General features: G+C 40.5%; 16 protein-coding genes. 10 read left to right on the top strand and 6 right to left on the bottom strand.

Features of this window, described 5'->3' with window-relative positions:
• Positions 1–36: 36 nt before the first annotated feature.
• The 5 genes from fhuB to VCASEI_RS19575 all read right to left on the bottom strand — a co-directional run bounded on the left by fhuB (position 37) and on the right by VCASEI_RS19575 (position 5916).
• Positions 37–2070, bottom strand: a complete 2034-nt coding sequence (gene fhuB, locus VCASEI_RS14465; RefSeq protein WP_226983403.1) for a Fe(3+)-hydroxamate ABC transporter permease FhuB — start codon at positions 2068–2070, stop codon at positions 37–39.
• A 16-nt stretch (positions 2071–2086) separates the two neighbouring features.
• The gene (locus VCASEI_RS14460) at positions 2087–3058 is read right to left on the bottom strand and encodes an ABC transporter substrate-binding protein (protein ID WP_089110623.1); all 972 of its coding nucleotides are present in this window, start codon (positions 3056–3058) and stop codon (positions 2087–2089) included.
• A gap of 33 nt (positions 3059–3091) precedes the next feature.
• Complete coding sequence (locus VCASEI_RS14455) at positions 3092–3859, bottom strand: ABC transporter ATP-binding protein (RefSeq protein WP_089110622.1); 768 nt, start codon at positions 3857–3859, stop codon at positions 3092–3094.
• Between the two features lie 206 nt (positions 3860–4065).
• Entirely contained in the window at positions 4066–5481 is a 1416-nt protein-coding gene (locus tag VCASEI_RS14450; RefSeq protein WP_197709606.1) for an IucA/IucC family protein, read from the bottom strand.
• Positions 5482–5916 (bottom strand): hypothetical protein, encoded by a 435-nt coding sequence (locus tag VCASEI_RS19575; RefSeq protein ID WP_197709605.1) that lies wholly within the window; start codon positions 5914–5916, stop codon positions 5482–5484.
• 179 nt (positions 5917–6095) lie between these two features.
• Between VCASEI_RS19575 and VCASEI_RS14445 the strand changes: the two genes are divergently transcribed.
• From VCASEI_RS14445 to VCASEI_RS14420, 6 genes are all read left to right on the top strand, one after another.
• Complete coding sequence (locus VCASEI_RS14445; RefSeq protein WP_086960315.1) at positions 6096–7289, top strand: MFS transporter; 1194 nt, start codon at positions 6096–6098, stop codon at positions 7287–7289.
• A 35-nt stretch (positions 7290–7324) separates the two neighbouring features.
• Positions 7325–9385: an IucA/IucC family protein gene (locus VCASEI_RS14440; RefSeq protein ID WP_089110621.1), complete on the top strand. Its 2061-nt coding sequence runs from the start codon at positions 7325–7327 to the stop codon at positions 9383–9385.
• A 59-nt stretch (positions 9386–9444) separates the two neighbouring features.
• Positions 9445–10161, top strand: coding sequence for a GNAT family N-acetyltransferase (locus VCASEI_RS14435; RefSeq protein WP_162621075.1), 717 nt, complete (start codon positions 9445–9447; stop codon positions 10159–10161).
• Between the two features lie 29 nt (positions 10162–10190).
• Positions 10191–11525 (top strand): lysine N(6)-hydroxylase/L-ornithine N(5)-oxygenase family protein, encoded by a 1335-nt coding sequence (locus VCASEI_RS14430; protein WP_086960313.1) that lies wholly within the window; start codon positions 10191–10193, stop codon positions 11523–11525.
• Positions 11526–11812: 287 nt separating this feature from the next.
• Positions 11813–12208: a GFA family protein gene (locus VCASEI_RS14425; RefSeq protein WP_086960312.1), complete on the top strand. Its 396-nt coding sequence runs from the start codon at positions 11813–11815 to the stop codon at positions 12206–12208.
• 18 nt (positions 12209–12226) lie between these two features.
• Positions 12227–12838, top strand: a complete 612-nt coding sequence (locus VCASEI_RS14420; RefSeq protein WP_086960311.1) for a LysE family translocator — start codon at positions 12227–12229, stop codon at positions 12836–12838.
• A 52-nt stretch (positions 12839–12890) separates the two neighbouring features.
• On the opposite strand, the gene VCASEI_RS14415 is transcribed toward VCASEI_RS14420, so the two are convergent.
• Positions 12891–13649: a DeoR/GlpR family DNA-binding transcription regulator gene (locus VCASEI_RS14415; RefSeq protein ID WP_086960310.1), complete on the bottom strand. Its 759-nt coding sequence runs from the start codon at positions 13647–13649 to the stop codon at positions 12891–12893.
• 254 nt (positions 13650–13903) lie between these two features.
• On the opposite strand from VCASEI_RS14415, the gene ltnD reads away from it, so the two are divergent.
• Genes ltnD through otnI form a run of 4 tightly spaced genes read left to right on the top strand, consistent with a single transcriptional unit; the run spans position 13904 to position 17494 of the window.
• On the top strand, positions 13904–14821 hold the full coding sequence (ltnD, locus tag VCASEI_RS14410) for an L-threonate dehydrogenase (RefSeq protein WP_086960309.1): 918 nt from the start codon (positions 13904–13906) through the stop codon (positions 14819–14821).
• A gap of 11 nt (positions 14822–14832) precedes the next feature.
• Entirely contained in the window at positions 14833–16089 is a 1257-nt protein-coding gene (gene otnK / locus VCASEI_RS14405) for a 3-oxo-tetronate kinase (RefSeq protein ID WP_086960308.1), read from the top strand.
• A complete protein-coding gene (otnC, locus tag VCASEI_RS14400) occupies positions 16086–16718 on the top strand; it encodes a 3-oxo-tetronate 4-phosphate decarboxylase (protein WP_086960307.1) in 633 nt (210 codons plus the stop codon). Before otnK ends, otnC begins: the two co-directional genes overlap by 4 nt.
• A complete protein-coding gene (otnI, locus tag VCASEI_RS14395) occupies positions 16718–17494 on the top strand; it encodes a 2-oxo-tetronate isomerase (RefSeq protein ID WP_086960306.1) in 777 nt (258 codons plus the stop codon). The genes otnC and otnI overlap by 1 nt, the downstream gene beginning before the upstream one ends.
• The last annotated feature ends 34 nt before the right edge of the window (positions 17495–17528 follow it).

The following is a 17528-nucleotide window of genomic DNA, read 5'->3' as shown; positions in this document are numbered from 1 at the left end:
CAGCGAAATTTAAATTACCTGATGTCACGGGAAACATTACGATCGTCGAAGTAAATAAATAAAATACCCACCGCCAATCAAAGAAGCCAATAATCCAGCAGGCACTTGCCAAGGAAACCAGATATTACGCCCAAGCCAATCTGCCAATAACATGATGTTGCTACCAATCACACAAGCTAATAACATTTGGTGGCGAGCCGTATACTGTCCTAATGACTTTGCCATGTGGGGCGCGAGAAGTCCGACAAAGCTTAATGGCCCCACCACCACCACCGCGACGGCGGTTAACAACGAAGCAAGCAACATAAGCAATTGGCGTATTCGATAGGTATTAATACCTAATGCACTGGCTGTAACGTTTCCCAGCGCCATTACATCAAGCCAACGATGACAAGCAAATACCAAGCCACCAAGAATAATCGTACCAGCAATCAATACTTGCGCATCCGCCCAAGCAACTAAATAGGTCGAACCCGATAACCAAGCCAGTAAGGCTTTCACTTGTTCATTACCACTGGCAAGTGAGATCCGAATCAATGAGTCGAGAAACGCACTTAACGCCACGCCGGTAAGTAGCATTCTGGCTGGTGAAAGCTGACTTTTTCGGCTTAACCACCAAACGAGAAACATCACTAAAAAAGCACCAAACCCACCCAGTAACATTTGTTCACTGCGGGTAATTGAGCCAAAAAAGAGCACTCCTAGTACCAGAAAAAATGCTGCTCCCGAGCTTATGCCCATCACTTCTGGGCTAGACATAGGATTACCAGTAATGCGTTGAATAATGCAGCCTGCCAATGCCAAGGCGCACCCCGCAAAAATAGCCACTACGATTCTCGGCATCCGCAGATCAAACACCGAGTTCTCAAATAACGCACTTGGCCAAGAGAGATTCCAATCTAGTGGGGTTTGCCCTATAAACAAAGAGCAAAAGAACAATACGATTAACACTCCACTGGCTATCAAGAAAACGGGCATAAACGGTTTATCGACAAAGCTTGGGTTATTAGACACTTCAAACCGTTGACTAGAAGACCATGATTTCTGGCTCAATAACCACAATAAACAAGGCGCACCAATTAAAGCGGTGACCGCACCAGTTGGCAGTAAATCACCAGCCATTCCCGAAAAGGACATCACTATTAGATCGGTTAAAAGCAGTAATACCGCACCGAGTACTGTACTGATGATGAGTTGACTCATTAACCGACGAGCACCTAATAATTTCGCTAAAGACGGAGCAACTAAGCCAATAAAACTAATAATCCCGACTTCACTGACAATACTCGATGTAATAAATACCGCCACGACCAACGAGCCAATACGTAATATCCCAACTTTTACTCCGATGGAAGAGGCCACTTCTTCTCCGAGCTGTAAAATAGAAAGTGGCCTTTGGATAAACGTTAATAAGGCAAAAGCTAATAATAATTGAGGAAATAATGATTGGACGCCTTGCCAATCATTTTGATCAAGCGCTCCTGCTCCCCATATAAACAGCCCAGTCAATTGCTGCTCGTTAAACAAGATCAATACCATATTTAACGAGCCAAAAAATAACGTCACCACCATACCCGCTAGCACCATTTGTAGTGGTGCAAAACCTTTTTTAGCAGTAAGTAGAAACACTAATCCTGTCGCGAATAAACCACCAACAAATGCAAACCATTGCGGCGTTAGCCAGAAAAAAATGGAATGCAGTGATGCCCAGTCTTGTAGGGGGAGCAGTAAGGCAATCGCAATCCCTAATTGCGCCCCAGAAGCAACGCCTAGTGTGGTTGGTGAAGCCAAAGGGTTGCGCAAAACGGCTTGCATCACACATCCTGCTAGCGCCAAGCCAGCACCACAGATCAAAGCCATGATTAAACGAGGGAAGAAACTGTAATGCAAAATTACTTGTTGATAGCTTTCCATATTTGGCGACCACAGTACTTTTCCCCACAAAGAGAAAGGCAGAGGATAGGGCAAGCTATTTTGAATCAGTAATCCGCAAGCAAGCAGAATGCTCAGTGCAATACTTAGCCTGATAACCACGTGTTTTGAACACAGTCGACTTGTGGTAGAAAACAAAGCAGTATCCATTAATTTATTCTAAGTCTGCCATTTTTCGATCTTGATGGTTTACAGAGTCTGAATGAATCAGCTCTTCGGTGACAAAATCACTTAATCTCTGCGCGGCAATCAAACCACCAAATGTCCAAATTGGCGGTAATTCATAAGTATTTTTATCTCGAACAAACTTCATCACATTCCAAATAGGATTAGACGACAATACTTTTTTATCTTCCGCACTCAAAGGCCCAAAATAAAACACTTGTGCATCTTGTAATTGTGCAAGCTGTTGAATAGTGGCTGAGCTGAATCCCCAAGTATTACCAGGTTGAGTCCAAGCATTTTTTAATCCCATCGCACTCATTGTTTCGCCAGTTAACGAGTTTTCACCATGAATTCGTATGTGTTTATCCCCAATAAACCGCAGAAATAATACATCTGATACGCTTGAATTCTCCATTTCAATCTTCTGCTTATTAGATTGAATGGTCTGTTCAAAATCGGTAATCACTTGCTGTGCTTGTTCGTAACGGTTCAGTACTTTTCCCAAGGTTAATAACTGCTGTTTTGCCGCCTCTAAAGGAGCGTTCTTAGCGGTATAGACACTCAATACCATGGTTGGCGCTATCGCATTTAATCTTTCAAACGCGGGGCTCATTACATCGCTCATTAAAATAAGATCTGGTTTAATCTGCGCAAGAAGCTCTAGGTTTGGTTCTCGTCTTGATCCAATGCTAATAACGGATTCAGGTAATATCGGTTTGACAACCCAAGATTGATAGCCTTTAACGTCAGCAATACCATAAGGCGTCACTCCTAACGCTAATAAATGCTCCGTTAGCACCCAATCTAACGACACCACTTTGATTGGTGTCGATTTCAGATCCACTTGACCCATTTCATGTTGAAAAACCTGAGCGTGAATCGTAGAACTGGCCAAGATCAGTATTGTCACTAATGCGAATTTTTTAAATATGGATAAAACATTGAATGACCATACTTCCATGAAAACTGCTTTCCTATTGTTCAAAATAAAGAACTAACGAATATAACTAATAGAATGGCCAGTTTCAGGATGAATAAATAACCCTAAATCAATACCATAAATTGATTGTAAAATATCTTGTTGCATAAGATCGTTTGGCGAACCGCTGGCTAATACACGACCAGAATGCAGCGCTACCATACGATCACTAAATCGAGCCGCCATATTAATATCGTGTAAAACCATAATAACTGTGAGATCTAGGCTCTCGTTGAGATCACGGATTAAAGCTAACAATTCAAATTGGTGTGCCACATCTAATGCAGAGGTGGGTTCATCAAGTAAAATACATTCACTATGCTGAGCAAGTAACATGGCTACCCAAGCTCGTTGTCGTTCCCCACCAGACAATGTCGCAACGAAACGATCTTGCATAGCAGAAAGCCCAACTTGTTCTAATGCTTGATCAATATAAGCTTCATCTTTGTCACTATAACGACCAAACAAACCTTTCCACGGATATCGACCGAATCGAACCAGTTCACGAACCTTTACGCCATCCGCCATAGGAGGATGCTGAGGTAGATAAGCGACTTTTAAAGCAAACTCTTTAGCGGAAAGTTCATCAATATTCTTACCGTCTAAAGAAATTTGCCCTTTGGTTGTCATTTGTTGACGAGCCAACATCTTAATTAATGTCGACTTACCACTACCATTATGCCCAAGCAAACTCGTCACCTTACCCACTTCAAACTCGATGGACGTTGAGTTTAAAATCGTTTTACCTTGAGTGCCAAATTCAACATCGGTTAACTTGAACATAAAAAATCACAGCCTAAATTGAGCAAACCTTACTTTTCGGTAAATACTAATGATTATCATAACCCGTATCAATAACAAATTTTAATTATATTGATAACAGCCTGTATTCATCACAATAAATAAACCCGAGACTAAAGAGTGTTGACTTTTCGTGGTTACATTTTATTAAAAATCAGCCCCAATTACTTTAGGTACAATGTTATGTATTAAGTAATTGAGGTATCTACTGACTTATTATCGATCCTCTCTTCACGACCACTCCAAGTTAAACGAGTATGTGCCAGTAGTGGGTTTAAAATAGGGTCAGCTAACTCAGGTAAGGGCCTTTCACTGCTATCACCTAAACCAATTTTAAATCGGACTTTATTCAAACAAACTTTTTCTATCTTTTCCGTCAGTAAATTGAGCATCATAAATCGCTCAGACAACTCCGGATGCACTACCTGATAGGCTTGAATTTCTTCATGCAAATAACGATAAAATTGTGTTTCGGCAACCCCCATACGACTCAACCAAGGTGAAACAAAGCGTAAAACCGTGACAAAGTGTCCTGTCAGCAAATCATGAATTAAATAATGAGCGGGTAATCTCACTAAGTTATTCTGGATATCGTCATCTAATGAATTTAACTCTTCAAAAGGCTGATCAATTAATCGTAAATCACCATGAAAATCTTTTATTAAACAACCAGCTGGAAAATTATCCTCTAGAACCAATGTCACATTCTGCCCATGAGCAACAATTCCCACGCCATATTTCGCCATCAAGTGATAAATAGGTACTACTACATGTTTAAACATGGCTTTAAGCCAAAGCTCTGCCGACTTTCCTGAAAGCTCAATTAACGCTTCAATGCAAGATATCCCTTGTTCATCGGCTTGCATCAATGTCGCCATTGATAAAGGCCTTTGATTTGACGGTAAGATGGATTCTGCGCGCTCACGCCAAATACAACCCAGCATTTCGCTGTATCGATAAGCACCACTGAGCTTTGATTGATGCGGATGAGGACAATACACACCTCCAATTTCTTGTTGGACATACAAACCATGCGATTGGAACAGTTCATCTTGATTCACTAAGTTTGCAAGCCACGTTGAAATACGTGCACCATGAGCAATATATTGACCAGGAATACCTCGGTAACAAGAAGTATTCAAAATAGTGAGTGCCGTTTTAATGTCCACATTCACATTAGCATCTACCGATGTTAATGTTCGAATCGATTGTTGGGCTAACCACCCCATCGTCGTTTCACCAAGGTCAATGATCTTACCTTCAACGAAATATTGTAAAAACTGGCTATTTAAATAACGTTGTAACTGCCACGGATGAACAAGAATAATGTCAAAATGATCTAGCCCACCATCAGGCAGCTTGTTCAATAACTGCTGCCATTCAGATTCAGATACAAATGATGAAAATAACGACTTAGCCGATAACCCCTCTTGAAATCCGGTGATGCTAATGTGTTTATCAATGGCTAATAAATGTAAATTAAAAGGCTGACCCGACTCTGGGGAATAACGAGTTAACTCCTCTTCTCCCCAGCCCAAACGACCTTTATTTGCAATCAACTTGGGATGTGAATCCAAATATTGCTGACGAGAAACTTCATCCAATTAAACCATGTCGTACGCGGTCATTCCTGTTCTGGCTGCCAGAGCATTTATTTCACTCCACATTGTCTGTTGCGTTTCTTCAATAAATCCCGCTAAGTTCATATCACTAATATTCAATGTGTCTTGTAGATCGAGTAATAAATCATTGATTAACGGTACTGTGCGATGGCTTGATGAACACGAAGTCGGTTGAATTAAAGTGGATTGAATTGATTCATTATTCACCAACAGCATTCCCCACACGCTAATTTCGGCCTTAAATTGCCAAAGATGTTGACCACATTCTATTTGGTAACATTTAACAGCATTAGATAAGGAGCCCATACCTTCATTTGAATCCTTTACATTGAACTCAAGTAGCTGCTCGAAATGAAGTTCGCTCAATGTTTTTGCCACTAACTTTCGGTTTGCTTGTTCCCAATATTTCTGCTTCACCTTTCCCCCTAAAATATTTAATAATTTGATTAATAATGAAAATAAGTGCTAGTGATAAAACATGTAGCACGAGATAAATGTCAATATTTCCCCTAATGTATTGACATCCCCCCTAAAGATCAATAATTATAATGATAATTATAATGATAATTATTATCATTAGTATTTGCATTTAAATTATGTGGTTATTAGGTTCATTATTTACATTGGGAATAAATCAAACACTCTTGATTGCCCTGCTACCTCAAATAGCAAAACTCTTCGGCATTGACCCTCAAGGGCATGAACTTGGAATCATTGCACTAGCATTGAATGTGAACTTAATCAGTTATTGGATTGGATCTGGTATATGGGGAAAGTACATTCAAAAACTCAGCCTAACCTCTTCCTATATTATTGCTTCGATTGGTTATATTGGCTGCCATATACTCTTTATCAGTGCTCTCTTTCACTTTGAACAACCACTATTATGGCTTGCGTCATTGAGCCGTTTAGGGCTTGGTCTATTCAGTAGTGCTTTCATGCCTATAGGGCAAACTTACTTAGCGCACAAACAACCACCCGAATTAAATAAACTTTCTCAATTAAGTGGAATGGCGACTCTTGGTCGATTAATCGGCCCAGCTTTTGTTTTCATTCCCTTTGCACTGCCAAATATATTACTTCTCACCATCGTACCAATCCTCATCAGCTTATTACTGGTCAATATTCTGGCAAAAAACAGCATTAAATATGAAGGTGAACCCATCAAATCATCGGCCTCTTCTTCACCATCATGGTCACTGGCAAAGCGACATTATTTAACCTTATTAACCGCTATTTTTACGACATTATTAGTCGCAATTTACCAACTTATGTTGATCCCCTATTTATCAAAGCTAGGACTAAACGATCAGAAAATATCCCAGTATCTAGCGAGTATTATGGTATGTATTAGCGTGATAATGGCAATCAATCAACTCTGGCTAATTCCAAAATGCATGGCTTACCCTACCTTTATGTGGCACAGCATTATTTGGCCTTTATTTGCCACCGCCGCATTACTCGCTTTCACCCCATACAATCTGATCGCACTACTGGCTTTAAGCGTAACTTTCACCATCGCGTTATCAAACTTACCCGCTTGGTATTCTAAACAACTGCTCTTGGTGGATAACCACTCGGCACATACCAGCAAATTAAGTGGGTTACTCGCTCAAGCTCACTCTTCAGGCCACCTGATTGGTACCGGATGTGCATCATTGATTTTGTATCTGCAATTGAACATCGAGTACCTCCTAATTACCGGCATTATCAGCTTACTCATTTGTGCGGTGATGTTGCGAAGAAAACACGGATCGACGGCAGAAAATATCAATCGTAATCCTATATAACCCTTTTATTTCATTGACCATAACAAGGACTAAACATGCAACCTGACAAGTCATTTTTACAGCATCATCCACTTAGCCTTCAAAGCTTTTTCAACAGCTTTTCGATGGAAACAGATGCTTGTACGGTTAAGCACAACACGTTATTTGTTCCTCTTGATTCATCTCAATTGGCTTTACCATTACACTTTCATTCGGAACTGGGTAGACATCGCTACCAAGGTGACATATTTCATAGCGATGCCACACAAGACAAATGGCAAAACAGTGCAACCCTCATCGATTTTCCAACGGCCATTCAACGAGTCGTAGAGCACTACTTCCCTTATTTATCGGCAGATTGCCATGATCGTTTTTTTAATCGAGTGGGCGAATCTGATCGCTACATAAACACTGTCAATCAAGCTTGGTTAACGAAACAAAGCGATAACCACTTGGGGTTCATTACTTCTGAACAGTCATTAATCGGTGGGCATAGCATGCACCCCGCCCCAAAAAGTTGTGAGCCATTAAGCCAAATTGATCAACAAACTTACCTACCAGAACATGCAAATAATTTTGCAATTGAGTGGTTTGCAGTCAACCCTGATCATGTTGCTTCACAGAGCATTTATCATGATGTGTTCACGACAATGAAGCAACTACTGACCGATTCACTTGCCATTGACTCACTGACTATTGATTCAAAAAAGAATACGAAAGGATTAAGAGCCACTCCAAATGCCATAGAACAAGGCTGGTTGGCTTTGCCTATGCACCCGTTACAAGCGAAAGCCTGGCGAGAAAGTAAAGAAGCTCTCGATTTACAAGATCAGGTCATCGACTGCCACCTCAGTACACAAGGTTGGACGGCGACATCATCGAGTCGCGCTATTTATCACCCAAAATTAAATTGGATGTTGAAAGTATCACTGCCCGTAAAATTGACCAATTCACTGCGCTTATTAACGGAAAAAGAAGCCAAACGTGGTATTCAATTTAGCCAATTACTCGACTCAGATACGGGTAAAGAAATGCAACAACGGATGCCAACGACGGAATTTCTTCAAGAACCACTATGGTGTTCAATTAAAAATCGACAAGGGGAATGTCTCGACTTACCTTTAGTATGCTTACGAGAGAATGTCTTTTTTGATGCTCAGCACGGAGAAGCATCAATCAATAAGAGTGCCAATATTCACTTACTCGCCACGGTAAACCAAAGCATTAGCCATGAATTTACCCATACGATGGCAACCAATCAAACCGTAGGTTTCAGTCAAAACAAAGATAGCAATAAAGAGAGCAACCAAATCGGTGCTTGGGTTAAGCAATATGCCGAACAACAAAATATTGAAATAGTGGATGCCGCAAACCAATGGCTATCAAACTTTTTAGATAACGTCATTGCACCACTGTGTATTGCTCGCAGTGATTACGGAATCATCTTACTCGCTCACCAACAAAATATCCTATTAGAGATAAAAGAGTATTTACCTGTCGGCATGAAGTATCGAGATTGTCAGGGAATTGCTTTAACGGATATTGCACTGAAACGATTTTCGGCTCTTTTTACTGACAAGAAACCCGAATACTTTGTTTCAAGTGATACCGTGAACCCTTATCTTGCTTATTATTTAATTGGCAATACATTACTCAACACGATCACCGCGATTGCTGCAAGTCTTGAGATTAAAGAATCATTGCTTTGGAAAGTCTGCCAGCACAAGTTTTCATCGTTACGCAACGCACACCCCAAAGATGCCAGTTTCTATGATTATCTACTTGATTCACCAACACTACATTGGAAACGAAATTTCCTATGTTTCCTGTCCGATTTCAATGAAGCTACCTTACCTGATCCTAGCCAAATATACTGCTCAATAAAAAATCCATTTTATGATGAAGAAAAGACCGAACGCGTACATAAACCTTTATCAAGCGACCGTTATGTCTGCATTGAATTAGACAACATCATTGAAGAAGATCAACAGTCTCATCTTCATTTCAATCTATTTGAATATGGAAAAAACAAGCTGAATTTGACCTCGTTCACCGAGATGAAAACACCTATTTTGATGCCAATATTGACGATATTTTATTGTGGTGGAGCGCACTAGAACACGCTTTCTATCGCTTCAAAACTGAACACGTAACGAGCGCAACTTGGCCTGATTTCGTGCAAGAATTAATTGATAAAGACGGTAAAATATCACGTTCTACCTTTCTACAAAAAGCCCCTATTTGGCACCTTCAACAAGCCGAAACCGACAACACAATGCACACTGCGGCCAATGGCATTTCACACCCCACGCGCCCCAAAAAACCGGTGGGTCAAGTCTTTCAACGCTACTGTTACCACTTAAAACGAACGCTTACTTTTAGAGTCATTGATATCGAGCGTGATCTCGCCATTTTCAATCAATGGCATAACCACCCGATTATTCACCCTGTATGGGAATTAGAGGGCAGTTTATCCATGCACCGAGAATACTTGGAAAAATTAGACCAAGACCCACATCAATTCGCCGTGATTGGTGAATTTGATGGTGTCCCATTTGGTTATTTTGAAGTGTATTGGACTCCCGAAGATCGCCTTGGCCCATATTACGATCACCAAGCTTTTGATCGCGGTATTCATATCCTCGTAGGTAATTTTGATTACCGTGGCGGCACTTTCTTTGATGCTTGGGGTAAATCTATTTTCCACTATTGCTTTGTAAGTGAACCTCAAACAATGAGGTTATTCGGTGAACCCAACGCAAAAAACCATCGCGTAGTAAAAATCACCGAACGAATCGGTATGCAGAAACAATTTGAATTTGATTTTCTACACAAGCGTGCTGCATTGCTTCAATGTGATCGCGAACGTTTCTTTCAACACATTATCTTTTAATTATTTAGGCAAAAAGTAGGGAACACATTATGACAACTCCCCAAAAATTAGACCGTATTCTCGATTGTATCGGCATCGGATTAGGCCCTTTTAATTTAAGTATTGCCGCTCTATCGGATGAAGAGAAAACTCATCTAAAAACGCTGTTCTTAGAAAGAAAAAGTCATTTTAGTTGGCATCCAGGGTTGCTATTGAGTGATGCAAAAATGCAAACCTCGTTTTTAAAAGATCTTGTTACCGCTGTTGATCCAACTAGCCCTTATAGCTTTTTAAACTACTTAGTCACTCAACGAAAATTTTACCCATTCTGCGCCTCTGGTCAGTCGGTGATTTCTCGTCTTGAGTTCTCGGATTATCTCGGCTGGACCGCGCATCAATTACCCAATACCCAATTTGGCTGTGACGTAAAATCAGTAGCGTTTGAACAAGACCATTTCCGTATCACAACCGATAAAGAAGTGTTTAATAGCCAACATTTAGTTATTGGTACGGGTATGCAACCACATGTACCAGAGTGCATTCAGCCTTTCGTTTCTGAAACGTGTTTTCACGCCAGTGAATTAGCATTACGTTCACCAGATTTAACCGGAAAACGAGTGGCCATTATTGGTGGCGGTCAAACTGGTGCTGATATTTTCCAGCATACGTTTGATAAACAATTTGGTAAACCGACTCATATTGAATGGATAAGCCGAAGAGCCAATATCGAACAACTGGATGAAGGTTGCTTTACCGATCAATACTTTATGCCCGATTATGTGAATCAATTTTATCAATTAGATTCATCCAACAAACAGCAGGAAGTCTCTCATCAAAAACTAGCAAGTGACGGCGTCACGTCTGATTGTCTGCAAGGGATCTATCAAAGGCTCTATCATGATAAATACGTATTACGAAACCCACGTTGGTGGAAAATTAAAACGCACCAAAGTTTAATTTCCAGCAGAAGAGTTAATGGACAATATCAATTAGATATTCAACACGGTTTAACCAAACAAGTTGAAACAATTAACGCCGATATCGTGATTTTATGTACCGGTTTTAACCATGATTTACCTCAATGTCTCGATGAGTTAAGGCCATACATCATGACAGATGAACAAGATCGCATCTTGCTTTCTTCCGATTATTGCTTGCAATGGAAAGGAATGAAAAACAACAGTATTTACATTGTAAATTCAGGCACCGATAATCATGGTATTGCCGAGCCGCAGCTTAGCTTAGCCGCATGGCGCGCTGCCAAGATTATCAACCACTTAGCTCAGGACTCTGTGTATGAGCTTGCTGAAGATGACAATATCATCGATTGGGGAGACTTAACGTTTAAACCGGAAAAACATCTAGCAGCAGTCAGTTCATTATAAACCATCAACAAAATAGCGAACATTGCAAAAAACAATAACTAAGCCATTGATTAGGCAGTAATTTTACTGCCTAACATTTCTTTACCCCTCCAGCCTTCATTTTATTGCCCACCATTAAGGTTAGATTAAAATATTACACCACCAATTTGCCGGGTATTATGGTGGAGAATGTTTTTATATAAATAATACTTTTGCATAAATAAAGAAACCAACCGACAATGTGTATATTCGAAAAGCTCGAAACCGAGTCAACATGTTATTTTGAGACGGTTAAATAAGGAATATTTATGAAGGGTACCTGTCTTTGTCAATCGGTCACAATAGAATCCAATGAACTTAATGAATTCGAAGCCTGTCACTGTAGTATGTGTCGTCGTTGGGGAGGCGGTCCTTTTCTCAGTGTGCATTGTAAAATAGGCATAAATATCACTGGGCGTGAACATATTAAAACGTATAATTCTTCTGAATGGGCTGAAAGAGCATTTTGTCAACATTGCGGAACGCATTTGTACTATCACCTCAAACCGACGGATGACTACATGGTTCCCGTTGGGCTATTTGAAAAAGAAACGAACTTTACTTTCAAACAGCAAATATTCATTGATAAGAAACCCAACTTCTACGCGTTTTCTAATGAAACAGAAAACCTTACCGAACAGCAAGTTTTCGAAAAATTCAGTTAACATTATTAAGGAAAATGTGTGGATAATTATCTTATTTATGTGGGGGTCGCCATGGCCACCATTTTATTGCCAGGTCCGGCGGTAATACTCACAATCAATAACTCCATTCAAAAAGGTTTACTCAAATCTCTTTCCGGAATACTGGGGATTGCTTTGGCCATTCTACTCGTCGCCATTATTTCCGCTACTAGCTTAGGCATCGTTTTGGCCAGTTCAGCGATGGCTTTTAATGCTATCAAGATTGCAGGCGCCATTTATCTCATTTATCTTGGTATCAAAATGTTCCGAGGAAAAGGTGCCCATCATATACATGCTAGGAATAAAGAAAGTTCTTTGCTAAAGAGTTTTATCGAAGGCTTTTTAGTATCAATTTCAAACCCAAAAGCAGTGATCTTTTTCATGTCCATCTTTCCACAATTTATTGACGTGAAACAAGCATATCAACCGCAGTTTATCCTACTGGCCGTGACGTTTAGCCTATTAGTACTCGTGATTCATTCAGTGTATGCCCTATTTGCTTCTTTTGCTAAATCTAAACTTTCCTCTAAAAAGGGCAGTACCGCTTTAAATAAAATCAGTGGTGGCGTTTTTGTTAGTTTTGGGATTGGATTAGCGGCATCAAGTCGTTAATGATATAAAGCCCAAGTTTCTAATCAGCTACTTGGGCTATTTATTCTTGAAACTACGCACTCAATACTTCTATTCCTTTCTCTTTTAATTCTAATCTCACCGTTTCTGGCAATGTCGAATCGGTAATGATCGTATCTATACTCTCAATATCTAATGCATGAAATGTCGCAACTTTGCCGTATTTTGACGCATCCGAGATCAAATAAACTGATTTAGACGCTTTTGCAATAGCTTGTTTTACCACCACTTTGTCTTCATTCGGCGTAGAAAGCCCTTTCATATTCCATGAAGAGGTTGAAACAAAAGCAATATCAATATTCATACTTAATAAAAAATCCGCGACTTTCGAGCCTACCGTAGACTGATTTTCACGGTCCACCTTTCCACCAGTATGATAAATATCGTTAACAGAATGAGCCATTAAATACGCCGCAATTGCAAAATCGTTTGTGATCACCAGTAAATCATTTCGCTGACTAATCTGGTGAGCAATTTCTAAAGCCGTAGTACCCGCATCTAAATAAATCGTCGCGTTAGGAATAATCGCATTGGAGGCGATTTGCCCTATCTTCTCTTTCTCAAGAGAAAATTGCGTGATTTTTACATCATGAGAAAGTTCACTATGAAGCGTTTGGGTTAATTGCACCCCACCAGAAACCGAGTTGACTTTCCCTATCGATTCTAACTTTTCAATATCTCGACGAATGGTCATATGAGAAACATTAAGTAAATCGACTAACTCGGAAATACTGACCACTTCTTGGCTTTTTAATAAGGTCAAAATCTTTTTTTGTCTTTCTGCCGGAATCATTTTTTATCATCCACTCAATGTGTTAGGAATAAAGTCTATCAAACAATCACACACATGTGAATAAATGTGAACTTATGAGTTGATAGCTGCATCACAGACTGAATAAAGCGTTAAAGCTTCTTTAATTATGATACCTGACCACCTTGAATGTTAATATATGTTAAATTGTGTGATAAAAAGCACGTTATTAAATATATCCGTCCACTATAATCACAAACATAAACATTATTTAACATTTATTCGGCAGGTGAAAGATGAGCAATCAAGTGAAATCCGTAGGTGTGATTGGCTTAGGTTCAATGGGAATGGGCGCGGCTAAATCGTGTATTAATGCAGGGTTAGATGTTTTTGGTATCGACTTAAATTCAACGGCATTAGAAGAGTTAAGCCTTGCTGGAGCCAAAGACGTTTCGAGTAATCCGCTCGACTTTGCCAAACAATTAGATTCCGTACTCATCCTTGTGGTCAATGCAAAACAAGTTAATGCTGTGCTATTTGATTCAGGTTTAGCCGAAGCGCTAAACCCACATACCGCCGTCATGGTTTCTGCCACTATCTCCGCTGACGATGCGAAACAGATCGAGGCAAAATTACAACAGCACCAATTGATCATGCTTGATGCGCCCGTATCAGGCGGAGCAGCTAAGGCGGCAACGGGGGATATGACCATTATGGCATCGGGTTCTGCCCTTGCTTTCGAGATGTTAAAACCCGTTCTCGATGCCACTGCCGCTAAAGTTTACAACATTGGTGAGCAAATTGGCTTAGGCGCAACCGTTAAAATTATTCATCAGCTATTAGCCGGTGTGCACATTGCGGTTGGTGCTGAAGCGATGGCATTAGCCGCTCGCGCCAATATCCCTCTTGATCTAATGTACGACGTCGTCACCAATGCGGCGGGGAATTCATGGATGTTTGAAAACCGTATGCAACATGTCGTAGACGGTGATTATTCCCCAAAATCCATGGTCGACATCTTCGTGAAAGATCTTAACTTAGTCGCGGATACGGCAAAAGAATTGCAATTCCCTCTTCCATTATCCAGTACTGCATTAAATATGTTCATTTCAGCAAGTAATGCAGGCTTTGGAAAAGAAGATGATAGTGCGGTAATCAAAATTTTTGATGGTATCGATCTACCGGGTGTTTCAAAAGACCAGTCAAAAAAATAGGGAGAAATAATATGTTATTAGGTGTCATTGCAGACGATTTTACTGGTGCGACTGATATTGCGGGTTTCTTAGTTGAAAACGGGATGCGTACTATTCAAGTCAACGGCGTTCCCTCTCAACCTTTAGAGATCAATGCGGATGCGGTCGTGGTGAGCTTGAAATCTCGCTCTTGCCCAACCGAGCAAGCCATTACGGATTCACTTCAAGCGCTTGAATGGCTTAAGCAACAGGGTTGTCAGCAATTTTATTTTAAATATTGTTCTACTTTTGATAGTACCGCCCAAGGCAATATTGGCCCTGTCACGGATGCCCTGCTGAATGCATTAAATGAAGATTTCACCATTGTTTGTCCAGCCCTCCCTGTTAATGGCCGTACTGTTTTTAACGGACACTTATTTGTTATGGGGCAACTTTTAAGCGAATCAGGTATGCGTCATCACCCTGTCACACCGATGACGGATTCAAATTTAATCCATTTAATGAATGCGCAATCACAAGGTGAAACCGGGCTCGTTAATTACCAAACCATTGAACAAGGTGTTAGCCATATTCAAGCTCGTTTTACCCAATTAAAAACGGAAGGAAAGCGCTATGCAGTGGTTGATGCATTCAAAGCCGAGCATTTAGATGCAATTGGAGCGTCGATTACTAAGTTAAAACTCATCACTGGCGGTTCAGGTTTAGCGGCAGGCATTGCCAAAAACTGGGGCGAACATTTACAAGATCAAACCGATGCAAAGCAAGCAGGCTATCCACATAAAGCCGCGACCGTGATTTTCTCTGGATCGTGTTCGGTGATGACCAATAAACAAGTAAATGCTTATAAAGACAAAGCCCCACATTTCGCGATTAATATTGATCAATGCTTAAACCAAGAAAGCTACAGCGATGAAGTATTTGATTGGGTGAGAAGTCATTTGGATCAAGAAATGGCTCCGATGGTCTACGCCACAGCCGATGCCAGCGACTTAAGAAATATTCAACAACAATATGGCGCACAAGCATCAAGTGAAGCCGTCGAACAACTTTTCAGTCAATTGGCCATTAAACTTCAAACCTTTGGTGTTCGTAACTTTATCGTCGCCGGTGGTGAAACCTCTGGCGTGGTCACTCAAAGCCTGCAAGTTGACGGATTTCATATTGGCCCACAAATCGCTCCGGGTGTGCCTTGGGTGAAATCAATCAATAGCGATCTTTCCCTCGCCCTTAAATCTGGCAATTTCGGAAACGAAGCCTTTTTCACGGCCGCTCAGGAGTATTTTAAATGAACGAAAATGAATTAAGACTACAAATGGTTAACCTAGCTCGTTCAATGTTTGAACGTGGCTACGCCACTGGCGGAGCAGGAAATCTGTCACTCAAGTTACCCAATGGCCATTTTCTAGCAACGCCGACAGGTTCGTCATTTGGCCGATTAGTTGCTGATGAGCTTTCTGTGGTAGATAAAGGAGGAAACCATATTTCAGGTAAACGCCCTTCCAAAGAAGTGGCCTTTCATTTGGCTATTTATGAAAAAGATCCGAACTGCAATGCTATTGTGCATTTGCATTCAACCTACCTTACCGCGCTTTCATGCTTAGAAAATTTAGATCATAGCAATGCCATTAAAGCCTTTACGCCCTATTACGTAATGCGTGTTGGTGAGCTGCCAGTCGTGGAATATTTCCGCCCAGGTTCTCCACGAATTGCCGAAGAACTCTCTAAATTAGCGGGGAAATATCGTGCTTTCTTATTAGCAAACCATGGCCCAATTATTACAGGCACCGACTTTCTTGATGCCGTTGATAACGCAGAAGAATTAGAAGAAACAGCAAAACTGGCATTTCTATTACATGGAAAAAACATTCGTTATTTAACAGATGAAGAAGTCATGGATTTAAAAGGGAGAGGAAAATAATGGCTCAATTTGCAGCAAATCTCACTATGCTATTTACCGAAGTGCCTTTTTTAGAGCGTTTTGAAAAAGCCCACAACGCTGGCTTTAAAGCCGTTGAGTTCTTATTTCCTTATGCTTTTGAGAGACACGTTTTGTCTCAAAAACTCGAACAATATGGATTGGAACAAGCCCTCTTTAATATGCCGCCTGGGAACTGGGATGCCGGTGAACGAGGTTTTGCGGCGATTCCTGGTCGTGAACATGAATTCAAAGAAAGTGTCGACATTGCGCTTACTTATGCCAAGGCTCTTAACTGTAAAAAAGTGCATGCGATGTCGGGATTAATCGATGAACGTTTTTCTTATGAAAAGCACGTGAACACTTTTATTCAAAATATTCGTTATGCAGCAGACGCTTTTGCCAAGCACGGCATAGAGCTGATGATTGAGCCATTAAATAACCGGGATGTCCCAAACTATTTTGTCGCAAACCAAAGAGTGGCCGTTGAGTTAATCAAACAAGTCGATCGACCCAATGTAAAACTGCAGCTCGATCTCTATCATGCTCAAATCATGGATGGCGACCTAACCCATTTAATTCAAGATCTCGCCCTTTATACCGGGCACATACAAATCGCCTCTATACCAGAAAGACACGAACCATCAGAAGGTGAAGTTAATTACCCTTACCTATTTAATATCTTGGATAAATCTGGATACAAGGGCTGGATTGGCTGTGAATACAACCCAAAAAATAAAACCGAAGACGGATTAGCTTGGGTACAACCGTACCTATAAAAACGTAATTAAAATAATTAAAAATAAAAGGCAA

The sequence above is a fragment of the Vibrio casei genome, from assembly GCF_002218025.2.
GTDB classification, from domain to species: domain Bacteria; phylum Pseudomonadota; class Gammaproteobacteria; order Enterobacterales; family Vibrionaceae; genus Vibrio; species Vibrio casei.
Note: the sequence above shows the minus strand (reverse complement) of the source record. Positions and strands in the feature narration are given on the sequence as shown.

What these genes read in the sequence shown, in the direction of transcription:
- VCASEI_RS14425 (WP_086960312.1), top strand. Translation starts at nt 11,813, where the DNA reads ATGAAGGGTACCTGTCTTTGTCAATCGGTCACAATAGAATCCAATGAA.
- VCASEI_RS14455 (WP_089110622.1), bottom strand. Translation starts at nt 3,859, where the DNA reads ATGTTCAAGTTAACCGATGTTGAATTTGGCACTCAAGGTAAAACGATT.
- VCASEI_RS14415 (WP_086960310.1), bottom strand. Translation starts at nt 13,649, where the DNA reads ATGATTCCGGCAGAAAGACAAAAAAAGATTTTGACCTTATTAAAAAGC.
- ltnD (WP_086960309.1), top strand. Translation starts at nt 13,904, where the DNA reads ATGAGCAATCAAGTGAAATCCGTAGGTGTGATTGGCTTAGGTTCAATG.
- otnC (WP_086960307.1), top strand. Translation starts at nt 16,086, where the DNA reads ATGAACGAAAATGAATTAAGACTACAAATGGTTAACCTAGCTCGTTCA.
- VCASEI_RS14440 (WP_089110621.1), top strand. Translation starts at nt 7,325, where the DNA reads ATGCAACCTGACAAGTCATTTTTACAGCATCATCCACTTAGCCTTCAA.
- otnI (WP_086960306.1), top strand. Translation starts at nt 16,718, where the DNA reads ATGGCTCAATTTGCAGCAAATCTCACTATGCTATTTACCGAAGTGCCT.
- otnK (WP_086960308.1), top strand. Translation starts at nt 14,833, where the DNA reads ATGTTATTAGGTGTCATTGCAGACGATTTTACTGGTGCGACTGATATT.
- VCASEI_RS14445 (WP_086960315.1), top strand. Translation starts at nt 6,096, where the DNA reads ATGTGGTTATTAGGTTCATTATTTACATTGGGAATAAATCAAACACTC.
- VCASEI_RS14430 (WP_086960313.1), top strand. Translation starts at nt 10,191, where the DNA reads ATGACAACTCCCCAAAAATTAGACCGTATTCTCGATTGTATCGGCATC.
- VCASEI_RS14460 (WP_089110623.1), bottom strand. Translation starts at nt 3,058, where the DNA reads ATGGAAGTATGGTCATTCAATGTTTTATCCATATTTAAAAAATTCGCA.